Raw genomic sequence first — 21,363 nt, 5'->3', positions numbered from 1 at the left:
CAGGGACACTCATCCCGGCAAGCCTCGTAACCGGTATCAACAGCGACCTGCCGGGCACGATTGTCGCGCAGGTCACCCAGCCGGTCTACGACACCGTCACCGGACAATACGTCCTGATCCCGCAGGGCTCGCGCCTCATTGGCCGCTACCAGTCTGAAGTGTCATTCGGCCAGGACCGCGCTCTGGTTACGTGGGACCGGATCATCTTCCCGGATGGAGCGTCAATCTCCATTTCCGCGCCCGGCGCAGACGCGCAGGGCTATGCAGGCCTCGCTGACAGAACAGATCATCACTGGAACCGCGTGTTCGTCGCAGCTGGTCTCGCGACGATCCTTGGCGTCGGCGCTGAACTGGGAAGTGAAGGCGACGGCGATATCGAACGCGCGATCCGCCGGGGCACAACCGACACCGTCAATCAGGCCGGGCAGCGCGTCGTCGAACGCAATCTTGGCATCCAGCCCACGATCAGGGTCCGCCCCGGCTGGCCTGTCCGCGTGGTCGTCACGCGCGACCTCATACTCAGACCGCAATGAACAGGAGCGCCCCCATGTCTCTTCGTCTCGACAAACTTCCGGACCGCACCCCTGTGCGCATGAGCATCGCGGTCGACCCCGAGCTCGCCGCAGCCCTCACCGATTATGCTGAAATCTACCGTCAGACCTATGACGCGGAAGAAAAGCCGGAAGTGCTGATCCCCGCCATGCTCGAAAACTTTCTCGGCAATGATGCCGGGTTCAAACGGGCGCGCCGCGCCCTCAACACACAGACCAGCACAGGAGACTAGGCCCATGGCTCAGATCGGCACCTTCACCGCGAAAGATGGAAGCTATACCGGGACCATCCGGACCATGACCATCAATGTCAAAGCCCAGCTCATCCCCAACAAGGACAAGGGCAGCGACGGCGCACCGGATTTCCGGCTCTATGCCGGCGGCGCGGAACTCGGCGCCGCCTGGCGGCAGGATTCCAAAGATGGTGAAAGAGCCTACCTCGCGGTCAAACTCGATGATCCGAGTTTCGCCGCGCCCGTGCGCGCCGCCTTCTTCGAGAACGAGAAAGAAGGCACCGGCGTCATGGTGTGGAACCGGGCAAAGGCCTCAGCCTAGGCGAGCACCAAGGCAGGAAATAGAAAGCAAAGCTCATGGACAAAGGCCAGCAGGTCACTGAACAGGAGATCGAGACCAGTCTCAGCAGCCTTGCCCGTCTTATCGACAGGTACGGCGATGCCTATTGGCCCGTCTTTGAGCGACTTGAACGCGAACTCGGCATCCGCAAGCAGCGCCGCAGGAGATTGTCCGCACACTTGCAAAATAGCAGGCGCACGCTGTGAGCTGGCCTGCCCCTTCGAGGTGGTCCGCGTGTTTTATTAGTCCGGCGGTTTCCACGTAGCGGCGTTCATGCTGCTACACCTCCATAGTAAGGCGGTATGAACGCCGCGGGCAAGACGGCTTTTGGTGCCGGTGGTTTGTAGCCGAGCGATGAGTGCGGACGTACCGTGTTGTAGTGCTGTCTCCAAGCCCCGATGAGGACCTTTGCCTCGCGCAGATCATAGAAGATTTCCCTCGCCAGAAGTTCGTCACGGAGCTTGGAGTTGAAGCTCTCGCAGTAGCCGTTTTCCCATGGACTTGCTGGCGTTATGTAGAGGGTCTTCACGCCGATACGGCCGAGCCAGTCTCGTAAGGCCGTGGCGATAAACTCCGGACCATTGTCGGAACGTATGTGCTCCGGCGCTCCATGCTGCACGAACAACTCGCCCAGCGTATCAAGCACGTCTCGCGAGTTCAGTCTGCGCGCGACACTGATCGCAAGGCATTCCCGGGTGAACTCGTCGATCACGCACAGCATCCTGAAGACCTTGCCATCATGGGTGCGGTCCTGGACGAAGTCATAGGACCAGACATGACCTTTGTGCGTTGGCCGTAGCCGCACGCAGGAGCCGTCATTCAGCCAGAGGCGGCTGCGCTTCGGTTGTTTCATTGGTACTTTGAGCCCTTCACGTCGCCAGATGCGATAGACCCGCTTTTCATTCACATGCCATCCATCGGCGCGGAGCAAGGCGGTGATCCTGCGATACCCATACCGACCGAACCGTTCAGCCAGGTGGATAATAGCCGATGTTAGGGCTTCCTCATCGTCTCGCCGGATAGGTTGCTTGCGTTGGGTCGAGCGGTGCTGGCCGATCACGTGGCACGCCCGGCGTTCGGAGACGCCAAGCCCTTCCACCACGTGATCGACCGCAATGCGACGACGTGAAGGGCTTAGAACTTTCCCCGCACGACTTCCTGAAGGATCTGGTTGTCGAGCGTGAGGTCGGAAACAGCACGCCGAAGCCGGGTGTTCTCCTTCTCCATATCCTTCATCCGCTTGGCCTGGTCGACCTGCAGGCCGCCATACTCTTTGCGCCAGCGGTAATAGGTCTGCTCCGTCACGCCGACCGCTCTCGCAGCCGTGGCAGCCGTCTCACCACGGGCCAGGCGAACCTCCACCTCCCGCAGCTTCGCAATGATCTCTTCAGGCTTGGCTCTCTTGCCCATGTCTCAGCTCCATATCTGAAGCCGGAACTAACTCAAATACCGGACCACTTTTCCGGATGCAGACCAAGATCACTAGCGGCCGGCACGACCGATCCGTCACGCACCGTCCACTTCTGGCCGAAGGTATCGGCCGCGTTTTTCTTTATATCGTCCGAGACGCTCATGGTGATGAAGTTGCCGCAATCATTAGTTGGAATCAATCACGCCTATAGGATTTGCACAGGAATGATTGGCCCAAAGGAGCGCATTCCAAACCTGGAGCCATGGGATGGAAACGTCCGTCTTTGGCGGGTCTTTGCCACCCAGCCATTTGGTTTTTAACGTCCGCTAGTGGCCCAAATTGACGGTCGCGGGTTGGTTCGCGAACGGCGGATTTACTGCTGCTTTGGGTCAGTTCAAGCCCTAACGACCGGTTTTGGGATGATCCTGACGACAGCTGTGGGCGCAAAACCGAGCATTAGGAATGTGAGTTCCTGGTTTCGGGATCGGTCAAATTGCATATTCGTTGGCGACGCGCCTGTTTTATCTCTGAAAAACGACGCGTCACACGCCAAGGCAGTACTCGTGCGACTAGCGGCTTGATGAATCGGGCGGGGATCGCGGCCTCAGGCGTCGAATATCAAACTCTGTAATCCGCTCACTGATGCTTTTGATCTCAATTCGACCAGAGAGGAGCCTGCTCCACTCCTTGAATATTTCGTCCAGCTCAAAGTAGACGTCAGCGGTAATGAGATTCCGGTTCAAAAGCCGGTTCAGAATGGTAGGGTAGTCAGTCCGGGGCGTATCAGAAAACGATGATAAAATCTGATTGCTTTCGACTCCGGCGATCAATTCCTCAATCGCGTCGGTGATGGCGTTCAGCTTTACCGCCGTATTTGATACTTCGGCGTTGGTCGATCCTAAAGATATTTCTGCAAGAAACTCGTTTTGTCGCTTACGCGCGGCAGCACTTGAGTCCGAGATGCGCGCTAAGTACTCTGCTCTTTTGCTAGCTTCTCGCTCTTGACGCCGTTGCTCCCTTTCAGCAGCTCTTGCTTCTGCGACCGTCTTCCGTTCGTCTTTGCGCTGCTTCTCAAGCTGAACCTTAACGTTGGCCTCGGTGAATTGCCTGCCGATTGCATCGATGTTCCACATTTCAAGCAATGCCCAACCGGCGAAACCGACAAAAACGGCCGGAAGCAACATCGATCCAAATGGTAGGTTCACGAACCACCATACATGATCCCACCCGAGGAAAAAGTTTTCCGTTGCCAGCCAGGCCGTCAGCAGAGTTATCATCGCGGACATCACAGCTGGCACGACTGCCCAAGCGTAGCGCCACCTGCTCACTTCACTGACACAGGCCGTTCCAGTCTCGGTGAGTGTATTGATCTGTTTTTTCAAGTCCCGAGCGCGGGCCTCCATGGCTCTGATCCCCAACACCACAGACAACCCCATCAGCAGTGCACATAGAACCATGAGGCCAAACACCCAAGATACCGGAGTGTCCTTCGGCTGGCTCATCGGGGCGGCAATAATCCCTAAGGCGCTCGACGCAACCGCGGATACAAAGCATCCATAGGCGTCGATAGTCTCGTCGGACGCTCCGATGGGCATGAACTCTGGACGTCGAGCTGTAGGATGCCGACGCAGATTCCGGCGAACCACTTCGCAGACGTCCACTTCGCACGTGTCCGCTCCATCTGAGACAACGATCACACGACCGTCGTTCGCCGCGGCCTCATCGAGAGCTGCTCGGAGCGCTGTGCCCACCGGAGTGAAATTGCCCGGATCGTATTTGTCAGGGACGTCCTCGATCACGGGCATCAATGGGTTGATTACGACCGAGCCGCAATTTCCACCATTCTCGGCCGAACCAAAGAACGTGGTAGACGTGCGCGAGCCCTGAACCAGACTCTCCTTTGTCTCGGCGACGAACGCAATTGCATCGGCTCTCTCATCCGCATCCATAGACCCGGACGCGTCGATCACGAAGTAGACTGGTTCCGCCCAACCAGCTTGTATCGACCACAGGGCCAAGCCCAGGACAACAACCAAAGCGCGCATCGTTCCTCCCGCTGCGCGAAGTATGTGTTCCCTCTACGTTCTCGTCAAGCCGCTAATCCCAAGGTGCTCGAGAAACAGACTACAGTGAAGGTAGAATGTAATCGCCGAGTTCCTGGGATCATGGAGCCAAAACGCGGACGGCTGCTTTCGGGATATTTGACCAAAAGCGCTTACGATCGATTTCGGAATAATTCTGCGCCCACCACGACCATCACCGCCGTCGTAATGCGCTTGCCCAGCCGTGAGGAACAGGATGCGCGATCTTCATGAGCTGATCGCGGCGATAATCCATCGATCCCCCATCGCCATAGGCCGGCCTTGAGTTGGCGTGGCCCATGATCATACACCGGAACCCGTAATCGAGTTCGGCCTCCTGCATGCGCTTCTCGAACGAATGCCTGAACGAATAAATCTTGTGCGCCGGGCTCGGGAACAGGCCGCGTGACTTGAACGCCGTCATGAGGTTGGCCGAAAGGAGGTCAGGCTTGTCACGGTAGTGCGCAAATCCTTTCGGGGCGAGACGAAGCGCTTCCAGCGACACACCCACGAGCGGGATATCCCGGATCGAGGAAACGGTCTTGATCTCGCGGTCCTTCTTTGGCCGGATCGAGATGTAGGGAACGTTGTCCTTGAGGTGGATATCTTCTTCGAGGAGGTTTGCGATCTCACCAGGGCGGCAGCCAGTTTCGATGAGGGCGAAGAGGATCAGGTCGGCGTCGCCGACAAGGCCGGACAGGGCGCCGGGCGCAAGCACCTTCTCGCGGACCCAGTTTTCTTCAAATGGCGGAACGTCTGTGGACTGGCGGTCCTTGAAGGTGAGGTTACGGAACGGGTTGGGCCGATCTTCTTCGCCGATATATTTGAAATAAGCGCTGTAAAGAAGGCGCATGTTGCCAACGTCCCGATTGGCCGTCTTGGTGCTCAGAGCCGCCCGGCCCGGCTTGGGCAGGACCCGGTCCTTCCACCAGTTATAGTATTGCTGGGCGTCCTGGCGGGTGATGTCGCGCATGTTCCGGTCGCCCACGACATCAATGAAATACTGGACGCCGCGGCGCTTGGTCTTCTTCCAGGCGCGCACCTGGGTTTCCGACTTGCCGATGAGTTCGCTGGCCGCAATGTCCGAGCAATAGGTCTCGAACGCTGCCGAGACGGTCACGGGCGGCGGCGGGACCGTCCCGAGGAGGGCATCGGCCTCGACCTTTTCCGAGCGGCTGGGCTTGCCGGCATCTGCAACATCGACCCGGCGGATGCGCGCGACGAGATCATCAAGGTCAGCCTGGTTCGCGAGCTGTTCGATGGGGGCATAGACAAAGCCGCGGGCGAGCGCCCGGGCCTGGGCTGCCTTGTACCGGCGCTGGGCCTGGTCGATCTGGAAGGCGAGATTTTCAGGACTGGACGTGTCGTCTGCCCGGCCTGACAGCATGGCCCAGTAGAGGTCATCGGACTCTTCCATCGCGTCGCGCCTGAGCCGCGCAATCTCGAGAGATCGGGTGCGCAGGGAGCATTCGATAACACCGCGCCCATCGAAATCCTGGAAGCGTTTCGGGACCCGCCGCTGATAGTGCCAGTAACCCAGTTTGGCCTTCAGATGCCGGTTCTCTTTATCCAAGACTCAATCCTGATTGTAGGGAAATAAGTAGGGATATTTGTAGGGAAAAATCGGGTCAACGTCAAGCGAACGAGCGCCATGGGCCCGCTAGGGCTTTGATTGTACTTATCTTTTTGGAAAATATTCTGGAGCGGGCGAAGAGATTCGAACTCTCGACCCCAACCTTGGCAAGGTTGTGCTCTACCACTGAGCTACGCCCGCATCCTGAATTGGTACTCGGCAGGAACCCCCGCCGAGAGGCGTGATAAAGCGCATCATGCCCGGCTTTGCAAGCGGATAGTTGGCCTAACGCTGCACAATTTGTGGACTTCTCCCGCGTTGATCTGAAACAGCCGATACACATCGGGCAAGGCACGCCCGGATCGACGGGATTCAGCCCCTTATCACGGTCCGAATCTGGTCCGGACGGACTTCCCTCCCATCCGCATCGACAAAAGCAGCACGTATGGCTGCCTTCGTGCCCGCCTTGGTAAAGCTTATAGGCGGCGATTCCCCGACACCCAGCCACGCATCGCCCCATTGAGTCAGCCCGATAAGGATAGGTCGCAGGGAGAGTCCCATGGCCGAAAGCGTATATTCCGGCCGTGCGCGCTTACCTGGCGCCTTGTAGGGACGCTTCACCAGCAGGCCGGCATCAACTAACCCCTTCAAGCGCCCGGACAGGACTGTCCGCGGACATTTGAGTTCCGCCTGAAAGTCATCGAAGCGCCGCACACCGTACAGGGCAGCGCGAAGGATCAATAACGTCCAGCGGTCACCTACAACCTCGATAGCACTGGCGAGGTTACAGCTTTCCGGTGGAATCGGTGAGCGGCGGGCGAGAGGAATCTGCGTCATTGAGACTCTCTTGTATGGGTTCGCTTTCTAAATCCAGACCTCTCGTGGCCGTCACGCAAATTTCGCGATTTGCGCCTTGTATTTGTCGCCTTCGAATGGGAGAGGCTGGATCAGGAATTCCTTTTCACCGATGGCTTTTCAGATGAAAAAAACGTGCCTCATCGCGCTCCTGCTCATGTCGATAGGCGCCTGTGCGGCGCCGGAAATCGCAGAAACGGCTGCTACTAAGCCTTCGCCTGCGACGGCCCTTTGGAGCTTCGAATCTGCCTCCCGCAATTTGCGCGAGGAATCATGCCCAGCCGGCACACGCTTTGGGGCGCCTCTTTCGCTGGACATAACCGCGACGCCCGTTTCGCTGAACGATGAAGACGCCAATCCGCCACTACCAGATGTGGCGACTTTTGCTGGCGGATGGAGCCTGACATCCGATAATACCAATTTTGGCGGCCTTTCCGGCCTCGAGACACTCCCGGATGGCAAACTTCTGTCCATTTCCGATGTCGGCGCTTTCGTGTGGCTGGGTATGACTGACGGCCACCCGGATGGCACTGGCGAGCTTGCCTATATGCTGGGGCAGGATGGGGGCCAGTTGTCAGGCAAGGCAGAGGGCGATTCTGAAGGCCTCGCCTATCGCGATGGGCTCGCCATTGTGAGCTTCGAGCGTAATCACCGGCTTGAGGCTTTTGATCTGGAAAACTGCGGTGCAGCCGCACGTGCTGCGCTTGTCGCAAAACTTCCGGCTGAGGCAAACGGCAAACCGATTGACGAAAATCAGGGCGCCGAGGCACTCTCCATCTCCCGTGATGGAATCCTGACCTATGGCCTTGAAAGCCTGTTTGGCGGGCCATCGCCTATGGGCGAGGTCTTTGCGAACGGTACGAGCAAGCTTACAGGCGAGGATGCCGCCAACCCACGCGGCTACTCCTTTGTGGGCCGTGACGAAGTCCCCGTTTCATCCAAATCGCCCATCATCATTACGCTGTATCGCAGCTATGATCCCATCCGGGGCAACCGAAACATTATCACCTGGTCGACATCAGACGAGCGGATTGAGCTCAAGAGGCCCATGCTGGTTGATAATTTCGAAGGCGTAGCCGGTGAAATTGGTGCAGAGGGCAGGCTTCGCATCTGGATGATTTCCGACAATAACTTCTCCGGAAAACAGCAAACGCTGCTTTACGCCTTCGATGTCGACATATCCTCCGAATAAACGCTCTTACATTCGACGCCGTTGAGGCCTACATCTGACGCTGCACAAGGGCTGCGGCGCCCGCAATGGGACTGATCTCCGGCGACCTTACTCATCGTCAGGGAGCTGGCATTCTGGTTCGGACCCTGGTCTGGGCTCACCCGGCGCCCACCTAGTCTCTAGGTTGACGGGAGTGAATATGCCCAGCGACGACTGTGGTTCTTGTGCGCTATTATTGCTGGGTGACGTGAGCACAGACCCGCGTTAAGGCTCTGATCATGTCCCAGGCTCCCGACAAGACACAACTCCGCCACCGCATGCGCACCCTGCGAGCCGAAGCCGCTGCGCGCGACCCTGATGCCGCTGACAAGCTGGCAGACCTGTTTCCAATGAAATTGCTGGAACGCTACGGACCTGTTGTGGCGGGCTATGTTGCCATCAACGAAGAAATCGACCCGGCTCCTCTGATGCAGCGCCTCAGCCGTGCAGGCGCTGAACTGTGCCTGCCGCGTATCGAGGATGATGGCCGTATGACATGGCGCCTCTGGTCCATTGGCGAGCCGCTCGAACGCCGCCCTTTCGGCCTTTCAGAACCGGGAATGGATGCGCCTGAGGTCAATCCGACGCTGATCCTGACGCCGCTGCTGGCCTTCGATGCCATGGGCAACCGTCTGGGCTATGGCAAAGGCCACTATGACCGGGCGATCAGCTCCCTGCGCTCTGCTGGCCGCGCATTTGCCTGCGCGCTCGCCTATCCTGCTCAACAAATCGACTCAGTCCCTTCGGAGTCACACGATCAGCCTCTAGATTGGGCCCTGACGCCGATCGGCTCCGTGCCACTATTCATGATGCGCAATATGAAGGCGTTGAATTCCAACGACGCCGGCCCCGGCGCGGCCTGAACCTCAGCACAAGGGGTTGTTAATCATACGACTTGGCGCAATTCTTGCTATTTTAGGGAACGATTAACCTGAATAGCGCGGCGAAAAGTTGAATAATTCTGAACAAAATCAAATCGGTGCAAGCAGCAGCTCGCAAATGGACATTTTCATCATGTCCATGCTGGTTGCAGTGTGCAGTTTTGGCATTTTAACCCTGAATGCCGTCAAGCCGCGCGCGGACATCGAAATAAGCGTGGCTCAGATCGATCCCGCCGCACCGGAAGCGGCCGTTCCCGCACCAATCGACCAGATCGAGCCGAAACAGACGCCATCGGCTCCTATAGTGGAAACGCCTGCCGCTACACCAACGCGCCCCGTCCCAGTTCCGACCAAGCGCGCCGCGCTCATACCGTCATCGCCAGGATTCATCTCCCTGCTCGGCGATGCGCAAAATGATGCGTTTTTCTATCGGTCAGATTTCGCAAACCCGGACGGTCACTATGGCGGCGACTGGTCACCCAAAAACATCAAGCAAACCGCTGAGGGCGCAGACCTTGAGGTCCATCATGAGCAATCGCGCTCTGGCCCCTTCACAGGCGCCGAGATGAAGACGGTCAACACCTATGGGTATGGCCGCTATGAAGTTGTCATGCGTCCGTCGAAGGGCTCTGGCCTTGTCTCTTCATTCTTCACCTATACGGGGTCTTATGAAGGCACGGCTCATGACGAAATCGATATCGAATTTCTCGGTCTCGATACTTCGCGCATCCATTTCAACTATTTCCGGAAGGGCAAGACAGGCGCTTCAGCAACTTTCGACCTTCCATTCGACGCTTCGGAAGCCGATCACCTCTATGCCTTTGAATGGAGCCCCGAAGGCATCACATGGTACGTCGACGGCAAGCCCTACTACAAAACGGTCGAAGGCGACGCCTTCGTGCCGAGAACGGCGGGCAGCATCATTTTCAACAATTGGGCTGGCAAGCCCTTCATCACCGGCTGGACAGGCAAGCCTACCTTTGAATCAGGCGCGGCGGCCCATTACTCCTGCATTTCCTTTGCCCCACTAGGCGACAACACGCGCGCCTGCAGCGATCTTTACCTGCCGAATCGCCCAAAACACGCCGGGCTCGTGACGGCCCAATTGACACGCTAGCCTGAGCTTTAGGCTGTTCAGCCGGCACCAGAGCGGGCTAATCTGAGGGCATGCGCGAAAGATTACTTACAATCATCTTGGTTACGCTGGCCTGTGCCCTACCAGCTGCCGCTGACCCCACGATCAAGGTGATTAACTTCACCGCCAACTGGTGTCCGGTTTGTCGAATGCTCGATCCGCGTCTGCACGATGCTGTTGAGCGCTTTGAGGATCGCGGAGCAATCCTGGTCAATCTGGATCAAACGGAGCTTACGCGCAGAGATGACATAGCCAATACTGCCCTCATGGAGCGCCTCCATCAGCTCACAGCATCCCACAACGTGGCCTATCTCTGGGATTGGTATGGCGGTCATGCTGGCATCGCCGTCATAGTTGCCGCCGACAATGGCGAACCATTGACCTGTATCACATCAGCCCTGGCAACGGACCAGATTGCTGATCTGCTACAGGAAAGCGTCATCCTGGCGACCCGCGTAAGTGCAGGCGCCAGAAGACCAAAAGGAACGAATTGCCCGCCGCGAATGAATGCGCGGGCAAGTGCCGATCCTATGCCTTGATGTCTTTCATGATCTGCTCACGGGCAACGGGCATCAACTGCGCCATCTGCTCACGAATGCGGGCGTCGGTCCGATCAATACCGGCCGTGTCGAAGTCGCCGCGCACCTTGCGGAACACATCCTCTTCGCCAGCTTCTTCGAGATCTGACAAGACAACGGTCTTGGCATAAGCCTCAGCATCATCGCCCATCAGGCCCATCAGGTCTGCCGCCCAAAGGCCCAGCAGCTTGTTACGGCGGGCCAGGACTTTGAAATGGGTTTCCTGGTCGAGAGCGTATTTCGCCTCTTCTGCGCGTTCGCGATCGTCAAATGAGCTCATGGAAGGGGCCTTTCAGCGAGAATTTCCGGATTTGGGCCCATATAGGGTGCCACAAGAGGTGTGCGCAATAATTGTTTATCGGTGCGACTTGGCGTAACAGTCGCGGGCTAGAGGGTATGATGGCGATTCCAAGCCGCTAGGGGCCCTTGATCACCCATGGAAGGGCTCTGTCGAATGTCGAAAAAGCGCGTCGTTTATGAGGGTAAGGCCAAGATCCTGTACGAAGGACCTGAGCCAGGTACCCTGATCCAGTATTTCAAGGACGACGCCACAGCCTTCAACGCGCAGAAGAAGGCCGTCCTTGATGGCAAAGGCGTCCTGAACAATCGCATCAGCGAGTTCATGATGACCCGCCTTGGCGCTGTTGGCATCCCGACACACTTCATCCGCCGCCTCAACATGCGCGAGCAATTGATCAAGAAAGTCGAGATCATCCCGCTCGAGGTTGTGGTGCGCAATATCGCCGCCGGCACCCTGTCCAAGCGCCTCGGCATCGAGGAAGGCCAGGTCCTGCCCCGCCCGATGGTCGAGTTCTACTTCAAAGACGACGCCCTCGGTGACCCACTCGTGACCGAAGAGCACATCGCGGCGTTCGGCTGGGCCGGCCCGCAGGAGTATGATGACCTCATCTCCCTTGCACTGCGTGTGAACGATTTCATGTCCGGCCTGTTCGCAGCCGTCGGCATCCGCCTCGTGGACTTCAAACTGGAGTTCGGCCGCTATTTCGAAGGTGACAGCGAGATGCCCCGCATCCTGCTTGCTGACGAGATCAGCCCTGACAGCTGCCGCCTTTGGGATTTCGACACCGGCGAGAAGCTCGACAAGGACCGGTTCCGCCGCGACCTTGGCGGTGTGACCGAGGCTTATGCCGAAGTCGCGCGTCGCCTCGGGATCATCAAGGAATCCGGCGAAACGGACAACGTGGTCAGCTTCACCGGCGGCAAGTAGGCGCAACGCAAGCCAACGCGTTCCATTCTGAACCGGAGTGCGCTAAACGGAGCGCGACTCACCCTAACGGAGCCCTGCCCGATGAAAGCCATTGTCCACGTCGCCCTCAAGTCCGGCGTTCTTGATCCCCAAGGCAAGGCCGTAGCCGACACCCTGACACGTATGGGATACAAGGAAGTCGAAGCGGCCCGCATTGGCCGGGTCATCGAGCTTGATATCGACGACACGCTCGATTCCGAAGCCGCAGAGAAGCGCGTGAAGGAAATGTGTGAGAAGCTGCTCGCAAATACCGTCATCGAAAGCTACCGCGTCGAATTCGCCTCCTAGCGAGGTCCAGTCCCTCACCCAGCGCCATGGCACAGCCATAACACAGAGTCACAAGTGAGCGATTATTCACTTGCGTGGATTTGGGCGAACTGCTATATGTCAGGTAACGATAAGGACTGCCGACATGCCGCGCTCACCAGCACCTTCCCGCGAGCCCCCCAAGAAACCCCGTGCCCGCAATGCGCGCCCCAAGATTGAACGCGCGGCGCTCAAACTCTTTATCCATGAAGGCGTTGATGCCGCTACGACGCGCGAAATTGCCGAGCAGGCCGGCGTCTCTGAAGGCGCACTTTATCGTCATTACAAGGGCAAGGACGAGCTCGCGCTGGCCCTGTTCATGGAAACCCACAACCGTCTCGGCAAGATGATGATGGAAGCCTTGGCAGCGGAGGGAACGCTCGACGAAAAAGTTGGTGCCGCCGTCTCGGCCTATTGCCAGCTTGCCGACGAAGACTTCCTGCTCTTCTCGTTCCATCTCGTCTCGCTGAATCGCTACCTGCCTTATGACAAACGCCGCGAAGACGACCCCGTCTCGATCACGGAACGCGTCATTGCCGGCCTGATGCAGGACGGAACCCTCCCAAAGGGCGACCCGGCCGTGAAGGCCGCCATGGCGCTCGGCGTCATCATGCAGGCGGGCCAGAACAAGATCTACAACCGCCTTCCCGGCCCTCTCTCGCAGCACAAGGATGCCTTCACCAAGGGCATCCTCGCCGTGCTCTATTCCGGCTAGACGAAAACGGCATCGCCCCCTCAAGAAGGCTCAGTTTCATGCGCGGCTTCCTGTTTACAGTCACCTATTACCTGCTCTCAGTCATCTACGTCCTGGTATCCTTGCCCTTCCTGGCCCTGCCAGGCCGTAGTCCTGTCAGGATCATCATCCGTAGCTATACGCGCGCGATGAACTGGAACCTCCGCATCTTCGGCGGCATCCGAAAGCAAGTGCGCGGCCGGGATCGGCTACCCGAGGGCGCCTTCGTCATCGCCGCCAAGCACCAAAGCTGGGGCGACGGCTACCTGATCTATCCGGAAGTGAATAATCTCGCCTTCGTCACAGGCGACCATCTGGAGAAGTTCCCACTGGTGGGCGGCATCCTGCGCAAGCTCGGCGCCATCGTCATCGACACCTGCGGCGGTGGGGAGCGCAAGGCTGAGTCATTGCGTGAAGGTATGGAGACCGCCCGCAAGGAAGGCCGCCGCGTCCTGATCTATCCCGAAGGCCACCTCGCGCCCGTGGACTACCATTTCCGTTACAAGCCGGGTGTCTGGCATATGGCGGAAGCGATGGGTGTACCGGTCGTGCCGGTCGCCACGAATATCGGCCTGTTCTGGCGCCAGCAGGAAACCCAAAAGACGCCAGGCACGGCGACCATCGAATTCCTGGAGCCAATTCCGCCCGGTCTCGACAAAGACGAATTCATGGCCCGCCTCACGAATGCGATCGAATCGCGTACAGCAGAGCTTGTGGCCGAAGTGCGCGGCGGTCCTGCCGTTCGCGCAACCGTGATCCCCGATCCCCCCAAGGGCATGGAAGCAAAGCCAACACCCGATAATCTGGCGGCATTCCAGAAGCCTTGAGGCAGACTTTTTCAGCCTCTTAAGGCCGCCTGCCATTCCGCACATTTCTGCTCGAAACGCTTGGCCGCATAGGCGGGACTTGTGGACGGAAGGGGCAGAGCAATCGCCGATGTCGGCAAGTAAGGCCGCGCATACTTCTCGAAACTCTTTGCAGCCTTGCCGCCATTCAGCCCCACCCGTCGAACGTGCGGATGCGCTGCGAAGAATTGCGCAAAGTCATTCGGCACCTCTTCCTTGATATTGGAGTCGAGGCTGCCATCGCGCTTGCAGAACTGAAGGACATCCCACACGGCAATGCGCCTGGATTTCAGGACGGACTGGCGCACGTCATAGGGCAGTTCAAGGCCGGCCCCGTACAACTCACCCATGATGCGCCAGAAGGCATTCCGGGGATGAGCATAATACTGGTTAGCCTCCAGCGAAGCGACACCAGGCATACTCCCAAGAATAAGAATTTCCGCATCAGGCGCGGCGATAGGTGCAAAGCTCTGGATGATCATCTCAGCCCCACATCAGGCCGGATCACTGACCTAAGCGTCAACCGCCGGCACAATCGTCACGCTCTCGCCGCAACCACATGCATCTGTCTGGTTCGGGTTCCTGAACACGAATTTCTCGTGCAGCAGCGTGGTCTCGTAGTCGACCTGACTACCCAGCAGGAACAGCACGGCCTTGGCGTCGATCAGGATCGTCACGCCATTTTCCTCAACCACTTCGTCGAGCGGTTCAGGCGCCATGGCATAATCCATGACATATTCCATGCCCGCGCAGCCGCCATTCTTGACGCCAACACGCAGGAAGCCTGCGCCGCGTTCATTCATGATCTCCTTGACGCGCACCGCAGCGGCGTCAGTCAGGGTCACGGGTTTCGGGCGGGGTCTTCTGGCCATGGGCTACAGATAGGGTCCGTTGGGTTATGATTCAATCAAAGCATGTTCAGCGCGAGGCGCGCTTCGTCTGACATCCGCGATGGATCCCATGGCGGATCGAACGTCAGTCGCACCTCGACGTCCGTAACACCTTCTACAGTTCTGGCGGCCGTTTCGACCCAGCCCGGCATATCGCCAGCCACCGGGCAACCTGGCGCTGTCAGCGTCATGTCGACGTCCACTTTGCGGTCGTCATCGATGTCGACTTTGTAGATCAGGCCCAATTCGTAGATATCCACCGGGATTTCCGGGTCAAACACGGTCTTGAACGACGCAATCAGGGCGTCCGTGATGCGGTTGAGTTCATCCTGCGGAATCGCCGAAGGGGCCGCATCCGCGTCTTCGGATACGTCAACCATGTCGCGAGTGGTCATGTCGTCTGCCATATCTGACCTTCTATACCAGCATTCCGCGCGCTTTTTCCAGCGCCTCAATGAATACGTCCACTTCGGCCTCTGTATTGTAGATTCCAAAGCTCGCACGTGCCGTAGCACTAACACCTAGATGGGTCATTAATGGCTGGGCGCAATGGTGGCCTGCACGGATCGCCACACCATAGCGGTCAAGGATCTGGGCGAGGTCATGCGGATGCGCACCCTCAAGACTGAAGGCCAGCACTGCGCCCTTGCCGGGCGCCTCACCATGGATTCGCAGTCCGTTGATGCCGCGCAGACCCTCAAGCGCACGCTGGTACAAAGCATGCTCATGCGCCTCGACGTCAGCCTGATCAAACTGCCGATACCAGCCAATCGCAGCGCCAAGCCCGATCGCCTCGAGAATAGGTGGCGTGCCGGCCTCAAACTTGTGCGGCGCTTCATTGTACGTGATCCGGTCCATGCTGACCGTCTCGATCATCTCGCCGCCGCCCTGATAGGGCCGCGCCTCGGCCAGCGCATCGGCCTTGCCATAGAGGATGCCGATCCCTGTCGGCCCGTACAGCTTGTGCCCTGAAAAAACGAACCAATCGCAATCCAGCGCCTGTACATCAACGCCCATATGGACAGCGGACTGGCACCCATCCAAAAGCACGCGCGCCCCAGCGGCATGTGCGATGCGTCCGACTTCCGCGACATCATTCACAGTGCCCAGCACGTTGCTCATATGGCTGATCGCCACCATGCGAGTTTTAGGGCCAACAGCGCCACGCAGCGCGTCCATATCCAGCGAGCCATCCTCATGCAGCCCCACCCAGCGCAGAACGGCGCCATGCCGCTCGCGCAGGAAATGCCACGGCACGATGTTCGAATGGTGCTCCATCACCGACAGAACGATCTCGTCGCCTGGCTGGATCGTTCCCGCCAGCGCCGATGCCACGAGATTGATCCCCTCGGTCGCACCCTTCGTGAAAATGATGCCGTGTGTGTCGGGCGCGTTCAAGAAACCACGCGCGGCTTCACGCCCGGCTTCGTAGGCCTCCGTCGTCTCGTTCGATAGCGTGTGGATTCCTCGGTGAACGTTCGCATAGGCCGTGCGGCTCTGGTTCGCGATCGCGTCGATCACAGCGTTCGGCTTCTGCGCACTCGCCGCATTGTCCAGATAGACCAGCGGTCTCCCGTTCACCTGCCGCGACAGGATCGGAAATTCCTTGCGGATCTCGGAAACATCAAACGGCCGCGTCATGACGAGAGCCAGTTCTGCGCCTCAGCCAGCAACACATCGCGCACGGCTTCATCAGCCATGCCCAGCGCCTCGGCAATGAATGCTTCCGTCAGCATCGCCCGCGCTTGCGTCTCGGGAATGCCGCGCTGGCGCAGGTAGAACATCTGCGCATCGTCCAAGGCGCCGCACGTATTGCCATGCGCGCACTCTACGTCATCGGCGTAGATTTCCAGCTCGGGCTTGGCGAACACCTGCGCACCGTCTTCCAGCAAAAGGGCCTGGTGCTGCATATCGGCATCCGTGTGCTGGCCCGTCTTGCGCGGCACAAAGAACTTACCTTGGAATACGCCCGTGCCGCCATCGAGCACGGCGCCCTTGGTTAGTTGCCGTGTCACACAAGATGGCGCCCCGTGGCGCACATTGGTCGTAATGTCAGCGTGGAAGCCCTTGCCGGAAAGGTAGGCGGCATTCAGGTTCAGTTTCGAACCTGACGCCTGATGCACAACCCGCGTTTCCATCCGCGCAACTTTCGCGCCGAATGCAAGCGTCGTCTGTGTCATCTCCGCCTCAGCGCCCAGATGCGCAATGCCGGTCACGGCTAGCGCCTCGCCGGCCCCGCCCCGCTGGAAGATCGTGCGGTTGAGCTTGGCGCCCCGCTCCAGATCGAATTCCAGCACAGAAGCCGTCAGGCCAGCACCACCAAGATAACTCTCCGTCAAAGTCAGCGAAGCGCCGGACCTCACCAGGAAGACGATCCGCGCAAAGCTCGCTTCGCCCGCGCCTTCAAACACAAAGTGCAGACGCGGTGCCTCGCTTGACGTAATTTCAAATGCCAGCGTCGCTGGCCGCTTGCCGCCGCCCGCCAGCGCTGCAGCCAATGCGCCCATCGGCACATCTTCTGCTCCCGGAAAAGCCTGCACGCCCGGCTGCACCACCATACGTATGCCATCCGGCAGCTTGGCCGGCGCCTCAAAGCCCTTGGGCGTGAAGCGAAAGACAAGCGCGCCATCATCCGGCAACGGATCTTTCGCAGAAGCCGCCGCAGGCGTCTCAAGGGCCTTCAGCGCCGCCTTGAAGTCAGTCCACTTCCAGCCCTCCATCCGCCGATGCGGCAGGCCCGTTTCGGCAAATGCGAGAAAAGCCCGCTCACGGCGCGCATCTTCCGGCTGCATGCCGTAGCGCGCAACCAGCTCCAGCTCGGCCGCCGTCGGGTTCTTGATGAAGTCACGCAGGGCGGTGGTCACGCCGCCTCTCCCAGAACTCCGTCATAGCCTTCTTTTTCAAGGCGCAGCGCAAGGTCGGCTTCACCCGTCTTGATGATGCGCCCCTTGGCCAGCACGTGCACCTTGTCTGGTTTGATATAGTCGAGCAGGCGCTGATAATGCGTGATCACCAGCATGCCGCGCGAAGGGTCGCGCATCGCGTTCACGCCATCGGCCACAGTCTTCAGCGCATCAATGTCGAGGCCACTGTCCGTCTCGTCGAGGATCAGGAATTTCGGCTCCAGCATCATCATCTGGTAAATCTCGAGCCGCTTTTTCTCGCCGCCCGAGAAGCCGACATTCACCGGCCGCTTCAGCATCTCGGCATCAAGGTTCAGCATCTTGGCGACATCACGCGACTTCTTGATGAAGTCCGGCGCGGAAATCTCGGCCTCGCCACGCGCCTTGCGCTGGGCATTCATGGCCGTGCGCACAAAGGTCATCACCGGTACGCCCGGAATCTCCACCGGATACTGGAATGACAGGAACATGCCCTTGGCCGCGCGCTCCTCCGGGTCCATGCCCAGAATGTCCTCGCCATTGAGCGTGGCGCTGCCGCCGGTCACTTCATAACCGCTCCGGCCAGTCAGCACGTAGGACAAGGTCGACTTGCCCGCCCCGTTTGGCCCCATGATCGCATGGACCTCGCCCGCAGGCACGTCCAGCGACAGGCCATTGAGGATGGTCTTGGCTTCGGAATCTTCGCCTACCGTGGCGCTCAGGTCTGTAATTTTCAACATAGGGCGCATGTAAGCTGCCCGGCCCCCAAGGGAAAGCCCCCGCGACAGAGAAACACCATGTGTCGAACCGGCTGAATCCAGCCGTTTTCGGCCAGATGCCTACCCAACGCTGCCTTCCAGGCTCACTTTCAGCAGGCTTTGCGCCTCAACAGCAAATTCCATCGGCAGGTGCTGCAGCACATCGCGCACAAACCCATTCACCAGCAGGGCCACCGCGTCTTCCTCGGCAATCCCGCGCTGACGGGCATAGAACAGCTGGTCTTCCGACAGTTTCGTCGTCGTCGCCTCGTGCTCCAGCTGCGCACTGGCGCAGCGGTTTTCGACATAGGGAATCGTGTGCGCGCCGCACTTCTCGCCGATCAACAGCGAGTCACACTGGGTGAAATTACGCGCATTCACGGCCTTCCGGTTCACCGAAACGAGCCCGCGATAGGTATTGTCTGACTTGCCCGCCGAAATACCCTTGGAAATGATCCGGCTCTTCGTGCGCTTGCCGAGATGGATCATCTTCGTGCCCGTATCGGCCTGCTGGCGGCCATTGGTGACCGCGATTGAGTAGAACTCGCCCACGCTGTCGTCGCCGCGAAGGATGCAGGACGGGTATTTCCACGTCACGGCCGAGCCAGTTTCGACCTGCGTCCATGAGATCTTCGACCGGTCGCCCCGGCAATCGCCGCGCTTGGTCACGAAATTGAAGATGCCGCCTTTGCCGTCCTCGTCGCCCGGCCACCAGTTCTGAACCGTCGAATACTTGATCTCGGCATCTTCGAGCGCCACCAGCTCGACGACCGCTGCGTGCAGCTGGTTCTCGTCGCGCATCGGCGCTGTGCAGCCTTCAAGGTAGGACACATAGGCCGCCTCATCGGCAACAATCAAAGTCCGTTCGAACTGGCCTGTGTTCTCGGCATTCATGCGGAAATAGGTCGACAGCTCCATCGGGCAGCGCACGCCCTTGGGGATGTAAACAAAGGTCCCGTCCGAAAACACCGCACTGTTCAGCGTCGCAAAGAAATTGTCGGATTGGGGCACCACAGTGCCCAGATACTTCTTCACCAGGTCCGGATATTCGTGCACGGCCTCGGAGATCGACATGAAGATCACGCCGGCCTTCTGAAGCTCCTTGCGGAACGTCGTCGCCACCGAAACCGAGTCAAACACGGCATCAACGGCCACACGCGGCTTCTCGCGCCCCTCGGCCGCGGTCTCGACCGCGCCTTCCACGCCGAGAAGCACTTCAGCCTCGCGTAGCGGGATGCCCAGCTTCTCGTATGTTTCAAGGATTTCCTTCGGCACATCGTCAATCGAGGCATATTTCGCCCCGGCTTTCGGCGCCGCGTAATAGTAATAGGCTTGGTAGTCGATCTTGGGATAGCGAACCATCGCCCAGGTCGGCTCTTCCATGGTCAGCCAGCGCTCATAGGCTTTCAGGCGCCATTCCAGCAGCCATTCGGGCTCGTTCTTGGCTGCCGAAATATAGCGGATCGTGTCTTCCGAAAGGCCCTTTGGCGCAAAATCGGTCTCGATCGTCGTGGCGAATCCTGCCGAATAGTTCTCGGATTCCAAGGCCTTGGCAGCTTCGACGGTTTTCGCGTCGATACTGTCCTTGACCTTGACCTCTCCGCAGTCGTCTTCGTGCTCGGTGGTGCCGCCGCAGCAGTCCATCACACCTTCTCCTTCAAAACCGTTCGCCGGGCTGCTTCAAGCCAGGCATTCGCCACGCCGTCAAAATCGGCGGGTTCGCTATTCCATCCAAAGCTGGTGCGTATCGCTGATTCCGCAAGGGCGTCAGATGCACCCATGGCCATCAACACGAGGGATCGCTTGACCTTGCCCGAAGAGCAAGCGGAACCTGCAGAGACACACACGCCCGCCAGATCCAGCGCCATGACCTGCGTTTCGGCCCGAAAGCCAGCGCGCGCGAAGTTTGATGTGCCAGCAAGGCGCGGGCTGTCCTCGCCAATCACGACCACATCGCCCTCAGCTTTCAGGCGCGCTTCCATCGCATCACGATGCTTCGCCAGCGCCGCATATTTCGGCAAATCACGAACGGCGGCCTCAACAGCCGCGCCAAAACCCGCAATTCCAGCCACATTCTCCGTGCCTGACCGCAAGGACCGTTCTTGCCCGCCCCCATAGAGAATGGCTTTCAGCGGTGCCCCGGCCCGATGCCACAAGGCGCCAACGCCCTGCGGCCCACCGATCTTATGGGCTGAAACCGACAGGTAATCGACGCCCAACAGGCCCACATTGACCGGAATCTTGCCCAAGGCCTGCACCGCGTCACAGATCGTGAGGCCACCCGCCTCACGCACAATGGCAGCCGCGTCGGCAACCGGCTGGACGATCCCGGTCTCGTTGTTGGCCAGCATCAGGCACAAAACAGGCGTGCCATGGGCTTCAGAATCCCAGTCAGCCATCCGCGTGCGCAGGTCTTCCACGTCCACAATCCCGGCTGCCGTGACATAGGCCGTCTGAACCGGCGCACCGGAATGTGCCGCAGACTTTGTAATCGCCTCATGCTCAATCGCCGAGACAATCAAGGTGCAACGCCCTTCAAGCGCATCGACGACCCCCTGCACAGCCAGCGCATCCGATTCCGTGCCGCCACCCGTGAAGATCACATCAGCAGCCCGGCTACCGATGGCGCCGCCCACCTGCATACGCGCCGTTTCCACGACCGCGCGCGCCGCCCGCCCCTTGGTGTGCACCGAGGAGGGGTTCGTCGCGCCCAAGTCGAGCGCCGCCAGCATGGCTTCCCGCGCTTCAGGGCGCATCGGGGCCGTCGCATTGTGGTCAGCATAAATCATGGATTCAGGTATACTCGCTCCAGCCCCACAGTGCACCTGCAGAAA

At 59.1% G+C, this 21,363-nt stretch carries 26 protein-coding genes and 1 tRNA gene; 12 read left to right on the top strand and 15 right to left on the bottom strand.

The window, feature by feature from the left end:
* From HOC_RS15990 to HOC_RS22210, 4 genes are all read left to right on the top strand, one after another.
* A partial coding sequence (locus HOC_RS15990) for a TraB/TrbI/VirB10 family type IV secretion system protein (protein ID WP_035540457.1) occupies positions 1–533 on the top strand: 533 nt, incomplete at its 5' end.
* Between the two features lie 14 nt (positions 534–547).
* Positions 548–784, top strand: a complete 237-nt coding sequence (locus HOC_RS15985) for a DUF2274 domain-containing protein (protein WP_035540455.1) — start codon at positions 548–550, stop codon at positions 782–784.
* A 4-nt stretch (positions 785–788) separates the two neighbouring features.
* A complete protein-coding gene (locus tag HOC_RS15980; RefSeq protein WP_035540453.1) occupies positions 789–1,106 on the top strand; it encodes a DUF736 domain-containing protein in 318 nt (105 codons plus the stop codon).
* Positions 1,107–1,141: 35 nt separating this feature from the next.
* The gene (locus HOC_RS22210; protein ID WP_156950515.1) at positions 1,142–1,330 is read left to right on the top strand and encodes a hypothetical protein; all 189 of its coding nucleotides are present in this window, start codon (positions 1,142–1,144) and stop codon (positions 1,328–1,330) included.
* 65 nt (positions 1,331–1,395) lie between these two features.
* Here HOC_RS22210 and HOC_RS15970 read toward each other — a convergent pair.
* From HOC_RS15970 to HOC_RS15945, 6 genes are all read right to left on the bottom strand, one after another.
* A protein-coding gene (locus HOC_RS15970) for an IS3 family transposase (protein WP_241767061.1) occupies positions 1,396–2,534 on the bottom strand; the annotation gives its coding sequence in 2 pieces (ribosomal slippage) (positions 1,396–2,276 and positions 2,276–2,534; 1,140 coding nt in all).
* A gap of 32 nt (positions 2,535–2,566) precedes the next feature.
* Positions 2,567–2,734, bottom strand: coding sequence for a hypothetical protein (locus HOC_RS22590; RefSeq protein WP_206741590.1), 168 nt, complete (start codon positions 2,732–2,734; stop codon positions 2,567–2,569).
* A 370-nt stretch (positions 2,735–3,104) separates the two neighbouring features.
* Positions 3,105–4,580, bottom strand: coding sequence for a vWA domain-containing protein (locus tag HOC_RS15960; RefSeq protein ID WP_035540448.1), 1,476 nt, complete (start codon positions 4,578–4,580; stop codon positions 3,105–3,107).
* A gap of 211 nt (positions 4,581–4,791) precedes the next feature.
* Positions 4,792–6,189, bottom strand: a complete 1,398-nt coding sequence (locus HOC_RS15955; protein WP_035540446.1) for a DUF6538 domain-containing protein — start codon at positions 6,187–6,189, stop codon at positions 4,792–4,794.
* Between the two features lie 126 nt (positions 6,190–6,315).
* Positions 6,316–6,390, bottom strand: a tRNA-Gly gene (locus HOC_RS15950).
* A gap of 171 nt (positions 6,391–6,561) precedes the next feature.
* Positions 6,562–7,026, bottom strand: coding sequence for a winged helix-turn-helix transcriptional regulator (locus HOC_RS15945; protein ID WP_051624994.1), 465 nt, complete (start codon positions 7,024–7,026; stop codon positions 6,562–6,564).
* 142 nt (positions 7,027–7,168) lie between these two features.
* On the opposite strand from HOC_RS15945, the gene HOC_RS15940 reads away from it, so the two are divergent.
* The 4 genes from HOC_RS15940 to HOC_RS21890 all read left to right on the top strand — a co-directional run bounded on the left by HOC_RS15940 (position 7,169) and on the right by HOC_RS21890 (position 10,809).
* Entirely contained in the window at positions 7,169–8,236 is a 1,068-nt protein-coding gene (locus HOC_RS15940) for an esterase-like activity of phytase family protein (protein ID WP_162174881.1), read from the top strand.
* 257 nt (positions 8,237–8,493) lie between these two features.
* Positions 8,494–9,117, top strand: coding sequence for a 5-formyltetrahydrofolate cyclo-ligase (locus HOC_RS15935; protein WP_035540442.1), 624 nt, complete (start codon positions 8,494–8,496; stop codon positions 9,115–9,117).
* Positions 9,118–9,253: 136 nt separating this feature from the next.
* Positions 9,254–10,252: a family 16 glycosylhydrolase gene (locus HOC_RS21470; protein WP_051624993.1), complete on the top strand. Its 999-nt coding sequence runs from the start codon at positions 9,254–9,256 to the stop codon at positions 10,250–10,252.
* Between the two features lie 50 nt (positions 10,253–10,302).
* Entirely contained in the window at positions 10,303–10,809 is a 507-nt protein-coding gene (locus tag HOC_RS21890) for a thioredoxin domain-containing protein (RefSeq protein ID WP_084146391.1), read from the top strand.
* Here the strand turns inward: HOC_RS21890 and HOC_RS15915 are convergent.
* A complete protein-coding gene (locus HOC_RS15915) occupies positions 10,799–11,128 on the bottom strand; it encodes a DUF1476 domain-containing protein (RefSeq protein ID WP_035540434.1) in 330 nt (109 codons plus the stop codon). The genes HOC_RS21890 and HOC_RS15915 overlap by 11 nt on opposite strands.
* Positions 11,129–11,302: 174 nt before the next feature.
* Here HOC_RS15915 and purC point away from each other — a divergent pair, with 174 nt between their 5' ends.
* From purC to HOC_RS15895, 4 genes are all read left to right on the top strand, one after another.
* On the top strand, positions 11,303–12,076 hold the full coding sequence (gene purC, locus HOC_RS15910) for a phosphoribosylaminoimidazolesuccinocarboxamide synthase (RefSeq protein WP_034742042.1): 774 nt from the start codon (positions 11,303–11,305) through the stop codon (positions 12,074–12,076).
* 81 nt (positions 12,077–12,157) lie between these two features.
* The gene (purS, locus tag HOC_RS15905; protein ID WP_035540432.1) at positions 12,158–12,403 is read left to right on the top strand and encodes a phosphoribosylformylglycinamidine synthase subunit PurS; all 246 of its coding nucleotides are present in this window, start codon (positions 12,158–12,160) and stop codon (positions 12,401–12,403) included.
* 124 nt (positions 12,404–12,527) lie between these two features.
* The gene (locus HOC_RS15900) at positions 12,528–13,136 is read left to right on the top strand and encodes a TetR/AcrR family transcriptional regulator (RefSeq protein ID WP_051624992.1); all 609 of its coding nucleotides are present in this window, start codon (positions 12,528–12,530) and stop codon (positions 13,134–13,136) included.
* Between the two features lie 38 nt (positions 13,137–13,174).
* Positions 13,175–13,981: a lysophospholipid acyltransferase family protein gene (locus HOC_RS15895; protein ID WP_035540430.1), complete on the top strand. Its 807-nt coding sequence runs from the start codon at positions 13,175–13,177 to the stop codon at positions 13,979–13,981.
* Positions 13,982–13,992: 11 nt separating this feature from the next.
* Here the strand turns inward: HOC_RS15895 and HOC_RS15890 are convergent, their stop codons facing one another.
* The 8 genes from HOC_RS15890 to HOC_RS15855 form a co-directional block, all read right to left on the bottom strand.
* Positions 13,993–14,481, bottom strand: a complete 489-nt coding sequence (locus HOC_RS15890) for a DNA-deoxyinosine glycosylase (protein WP_035540428.1) — start codon at positions 14,479–14,481, stop codon at positions 13,993–13,995.
* 30 nt (positions 14,482–14,511) lie between these two features.
* The gene (locus tag HOC_RS15885) at positions 14,512–14,871 is read right to left on the bottom strand and encodes a HesB/IscA family protein (protein ID WP_035540426.1); all 360 of its coding nucleotides are present in this window, start codon (positions 14,869–14,871) and stop codon (positions 14,512–14,514) included.
* A 35-nt stretch (positions 14,872–14,906) separates the two neighbouring features.
* On the bottom strand, positions 14,907–15,296 hold the full coding sequence (locus HOC_RS15880) for an SUF system Fe-S cluster assembly protein (protein ID WP_035540424.1): 390 nt from the start codon (positions 15,294–15,296) through the stop codon (positions 14,907–14,909).
* A gap of 10 nt (positions 15,297–15,306) precedes the next feature.
* Complete coding sequence (locus HOC_RS15875; protein ID WP_035540423.1) at positions 15,307–16,530, bottom strand: aminotransferase class V-fold PLP-dependent enzyme; 1,224 nt, start codon at positions 16,528–16,530, stop codon at positions 15,307–15,309.
* Positions 16,527–17,753 carry a SufB/SufD family protein gene (locus tag HOC_RS15870; RefSeq protein WP_035540421.1) on the bottom strand — a complete coding sequence of 409 codons (1,227 nt, stop codon included), beginning with the start codon at positions 17,751–17,753 and terminating at the stop codon, positions 16,527–16,529. The genes HOC_RS15875 and HOC_RS15870 overlap by 4 nt, the downstream gene beginning before the upstream one ends.
* A complete protein-coding gene (gene sufC / locus HOC_RS15865; RefSeq protein ID WP_035540419.1) occupies positions 17,750–18,511 on the bottom strand; it encodes a Fe-S cluster assembly ATPase SufC in 762 nt (253 codons plus the stop codon). The genes HOC_RS15870 and sufC overlap by 4 nt, the downstream gene beginning before the upstream one ends.
* 99 nt (positions 18,512–18,610) lie before the next feature.
* Positions 18,611–20,173, bottom strand: a complete 1,563-nt coding sequence (gene sufB / locus HOC_RS15860; RefSeq protein ID WP_156950513.1) for a Fe-S cluster assembly protein SufB — start codon at positions 20,171–20,173, stop codon at positions 18,611–18,613.
* Positions 20,173–21,318, bottom strand: coding sequence for a cysteine desulfurase family protein (locus HOC_RS15855; protein WP_035540417.1), 1,146 nt, complete (start codon positions 21,316–21,318; stop codon positions 20,173–20,175). The genes sufB and HOC_RS15855 overlap by 1 nt, the downstream gene beginning before the upstream one ends.
* Positions 21,319–21,363: the final 45 nt, after the last annotated feature.

Origin of the sequence: Hyphomonas oceanitis SCH89 (assembly GCF_000685295.1) — a bacterium.
Taxonomy (GTDB): Bacteria; Pseudomonadota; Alphaproteobacteria; order Caulobacterales; family Hyphomonadaceae; genus Hyphomonas; species Hyphomonas oceanitis.
The sequence above is the reverse complement of the archived record's forward strand: the minus strand, read 5'-3'. Positions and strand labels throughout refer to the sequence as shown.

Excerpts from the sequence above, each read along its gene's own strand:
- HOC_RS15885 (WP_035540426.1), bottom strand. The coding sequence starts at position 14,871 with ATGGCCAGAAGACCCCGCCCGAAACCCGTGACCCTGACTGACGCCGCT.
- HOC_RS15875 (WP_035540423.1), bottom strand. The coding sequence starts at position 16,530 with ATGACGCGGCCGTTTGATGTTTCCGAGATCCGCAAGGAATTTCCGATC.
- HOC_RS15855 (WP_035540417.1), bottom strand. The coding sequence starts at position 21,318 with ATGATTTATGCTGACCACAATGCGACGGCCCCGATGCGCCCTGAAGCG.
- HOC_RS15980 (WP_035540453.1), top strand. The coding sequence starts at position 789 with ATGGCTCAGATCGGCACCTTCACCGCGAAAGATGGAAGCTATACCGGG.
- HOC_RS21890 (WP_084146391.1), top strand. The coding sequence starts at position 10,303 with ATGCGCGAAAGATTACTTACAATCATCTTGGTTACGCTGGCCTGTGCC.
- HOC_RS15880 (WP_035540424.1), bottom strand. The coding sequence starts at position 15,296 with ATGGCAGACGACATGACCACTCGCGACATGGTTGACGTATCCGAAGAC.
- purS (WP_035540432.1), top strand. The coding sequence starts at position 12,158 with ATGAAAGCCATTGTCCACGTCGCCCTCAAGTCCGGCGTTCTTGATCCC.
- HOC_RS15945 (WP_051624994.1), bottom strand. The coding sequence starts at position 7,026 with ATGACGCAGATTCCTCTCGCCCGCCGCTCACCGATTCCACCGGAAAGC.
- HOC_RS15890 (WP_035540428.1), bottom strand. The coding sequence starts at position 14,481 with ATGATCATCCAGAGCTTTGCACCTATCGCCGCGCCTGATGCGGAAATT.
- purC (WP_034742042.1), top strand. The coding sequence starts at position 11,303 with ATGTCGAAAAAGCGCGTCGTTTATGAGGGTAAGGCCAAGATCCTGTAC.
- HOC_RS15895 (WP_035540430.1), top strand. The coding sequence starts at position 13,175 with ATGCGCGGCTTCCTGTTTACAGTCACCTATTACCTGCTCTCAGTCATC.
- HOC_RS21470 (WP_051624993.1), top strand. The coding sequence starts at position 9,254 with ATGGACATTTTCATCATGTCCATGCTGGTTGCAGTGTGCAGTTTTGGC.
- HOC_RS15960 (WP_035540448.1), bottom strand. The coding sequence starts at position 4,580 with ATGCGCGCTTTGGTTGTTGTCCTGGGCTTGGCCCTGTGGTCGATACAA.
- HOC_RS15940 (WP_162174881.1), top strand. The coding sequence starts at position 7,169 with ATGAAAAAAACGTGCCTCATCGCGCTCCTGCTCATGTCGATAGGCGCC.
- HOC_RS15935 (WP_035540442.1), top strand. The coding sequence starts at position 8,494 with ATGTCCCAGGCTCCCGACAAGACACAACTCCGCCACCGCATGCGCACC.
- HOC_RS15915 (WP_035540434.1), bottom strand. The coding sequence starts at position 11,128 with ATGAGCTCATTTGACGATCGCGAACGCGCAGAAGAGGCGAAATACGCT.
- HOC_RS15900 (WP_051624992.1), top strand. The coding sequence starts at position 12,528 with ATGCCGCGCTCACCAGCACCTTCCCGCGAGCCCCCCAAGAAACCCCGT.
- sufC (WP_035540419.1), bottom strand. The coding sequence starts at position 18,511 with ATGTTGAAAATTACAGACCTGAGCGCCACGGTAGGCGAAGATTCCGAA.
- HOC_RS15985 (WP_035540455.1), top strand. The coding sequence starts at position 548 with ATGTCTCTTCGTCTCGACAAACTTCCGGACCGCACCCCTGTGCGCATG.
- sufB (WP_156950513.1), bottom strand. The coding sequence starts at position 20,173 with ATGGACTGCTGCGGCGGCACCACCGAGCACGAAGACGACTGCGGAGAG.
- HOC_RS22210 (WP_156950515.1), top strand. The coding sequence starts at position 1,142 with ATGGACAAAGGCCAGCAGGTCACTGAACAGGAGATCGAGACCAGTCTC.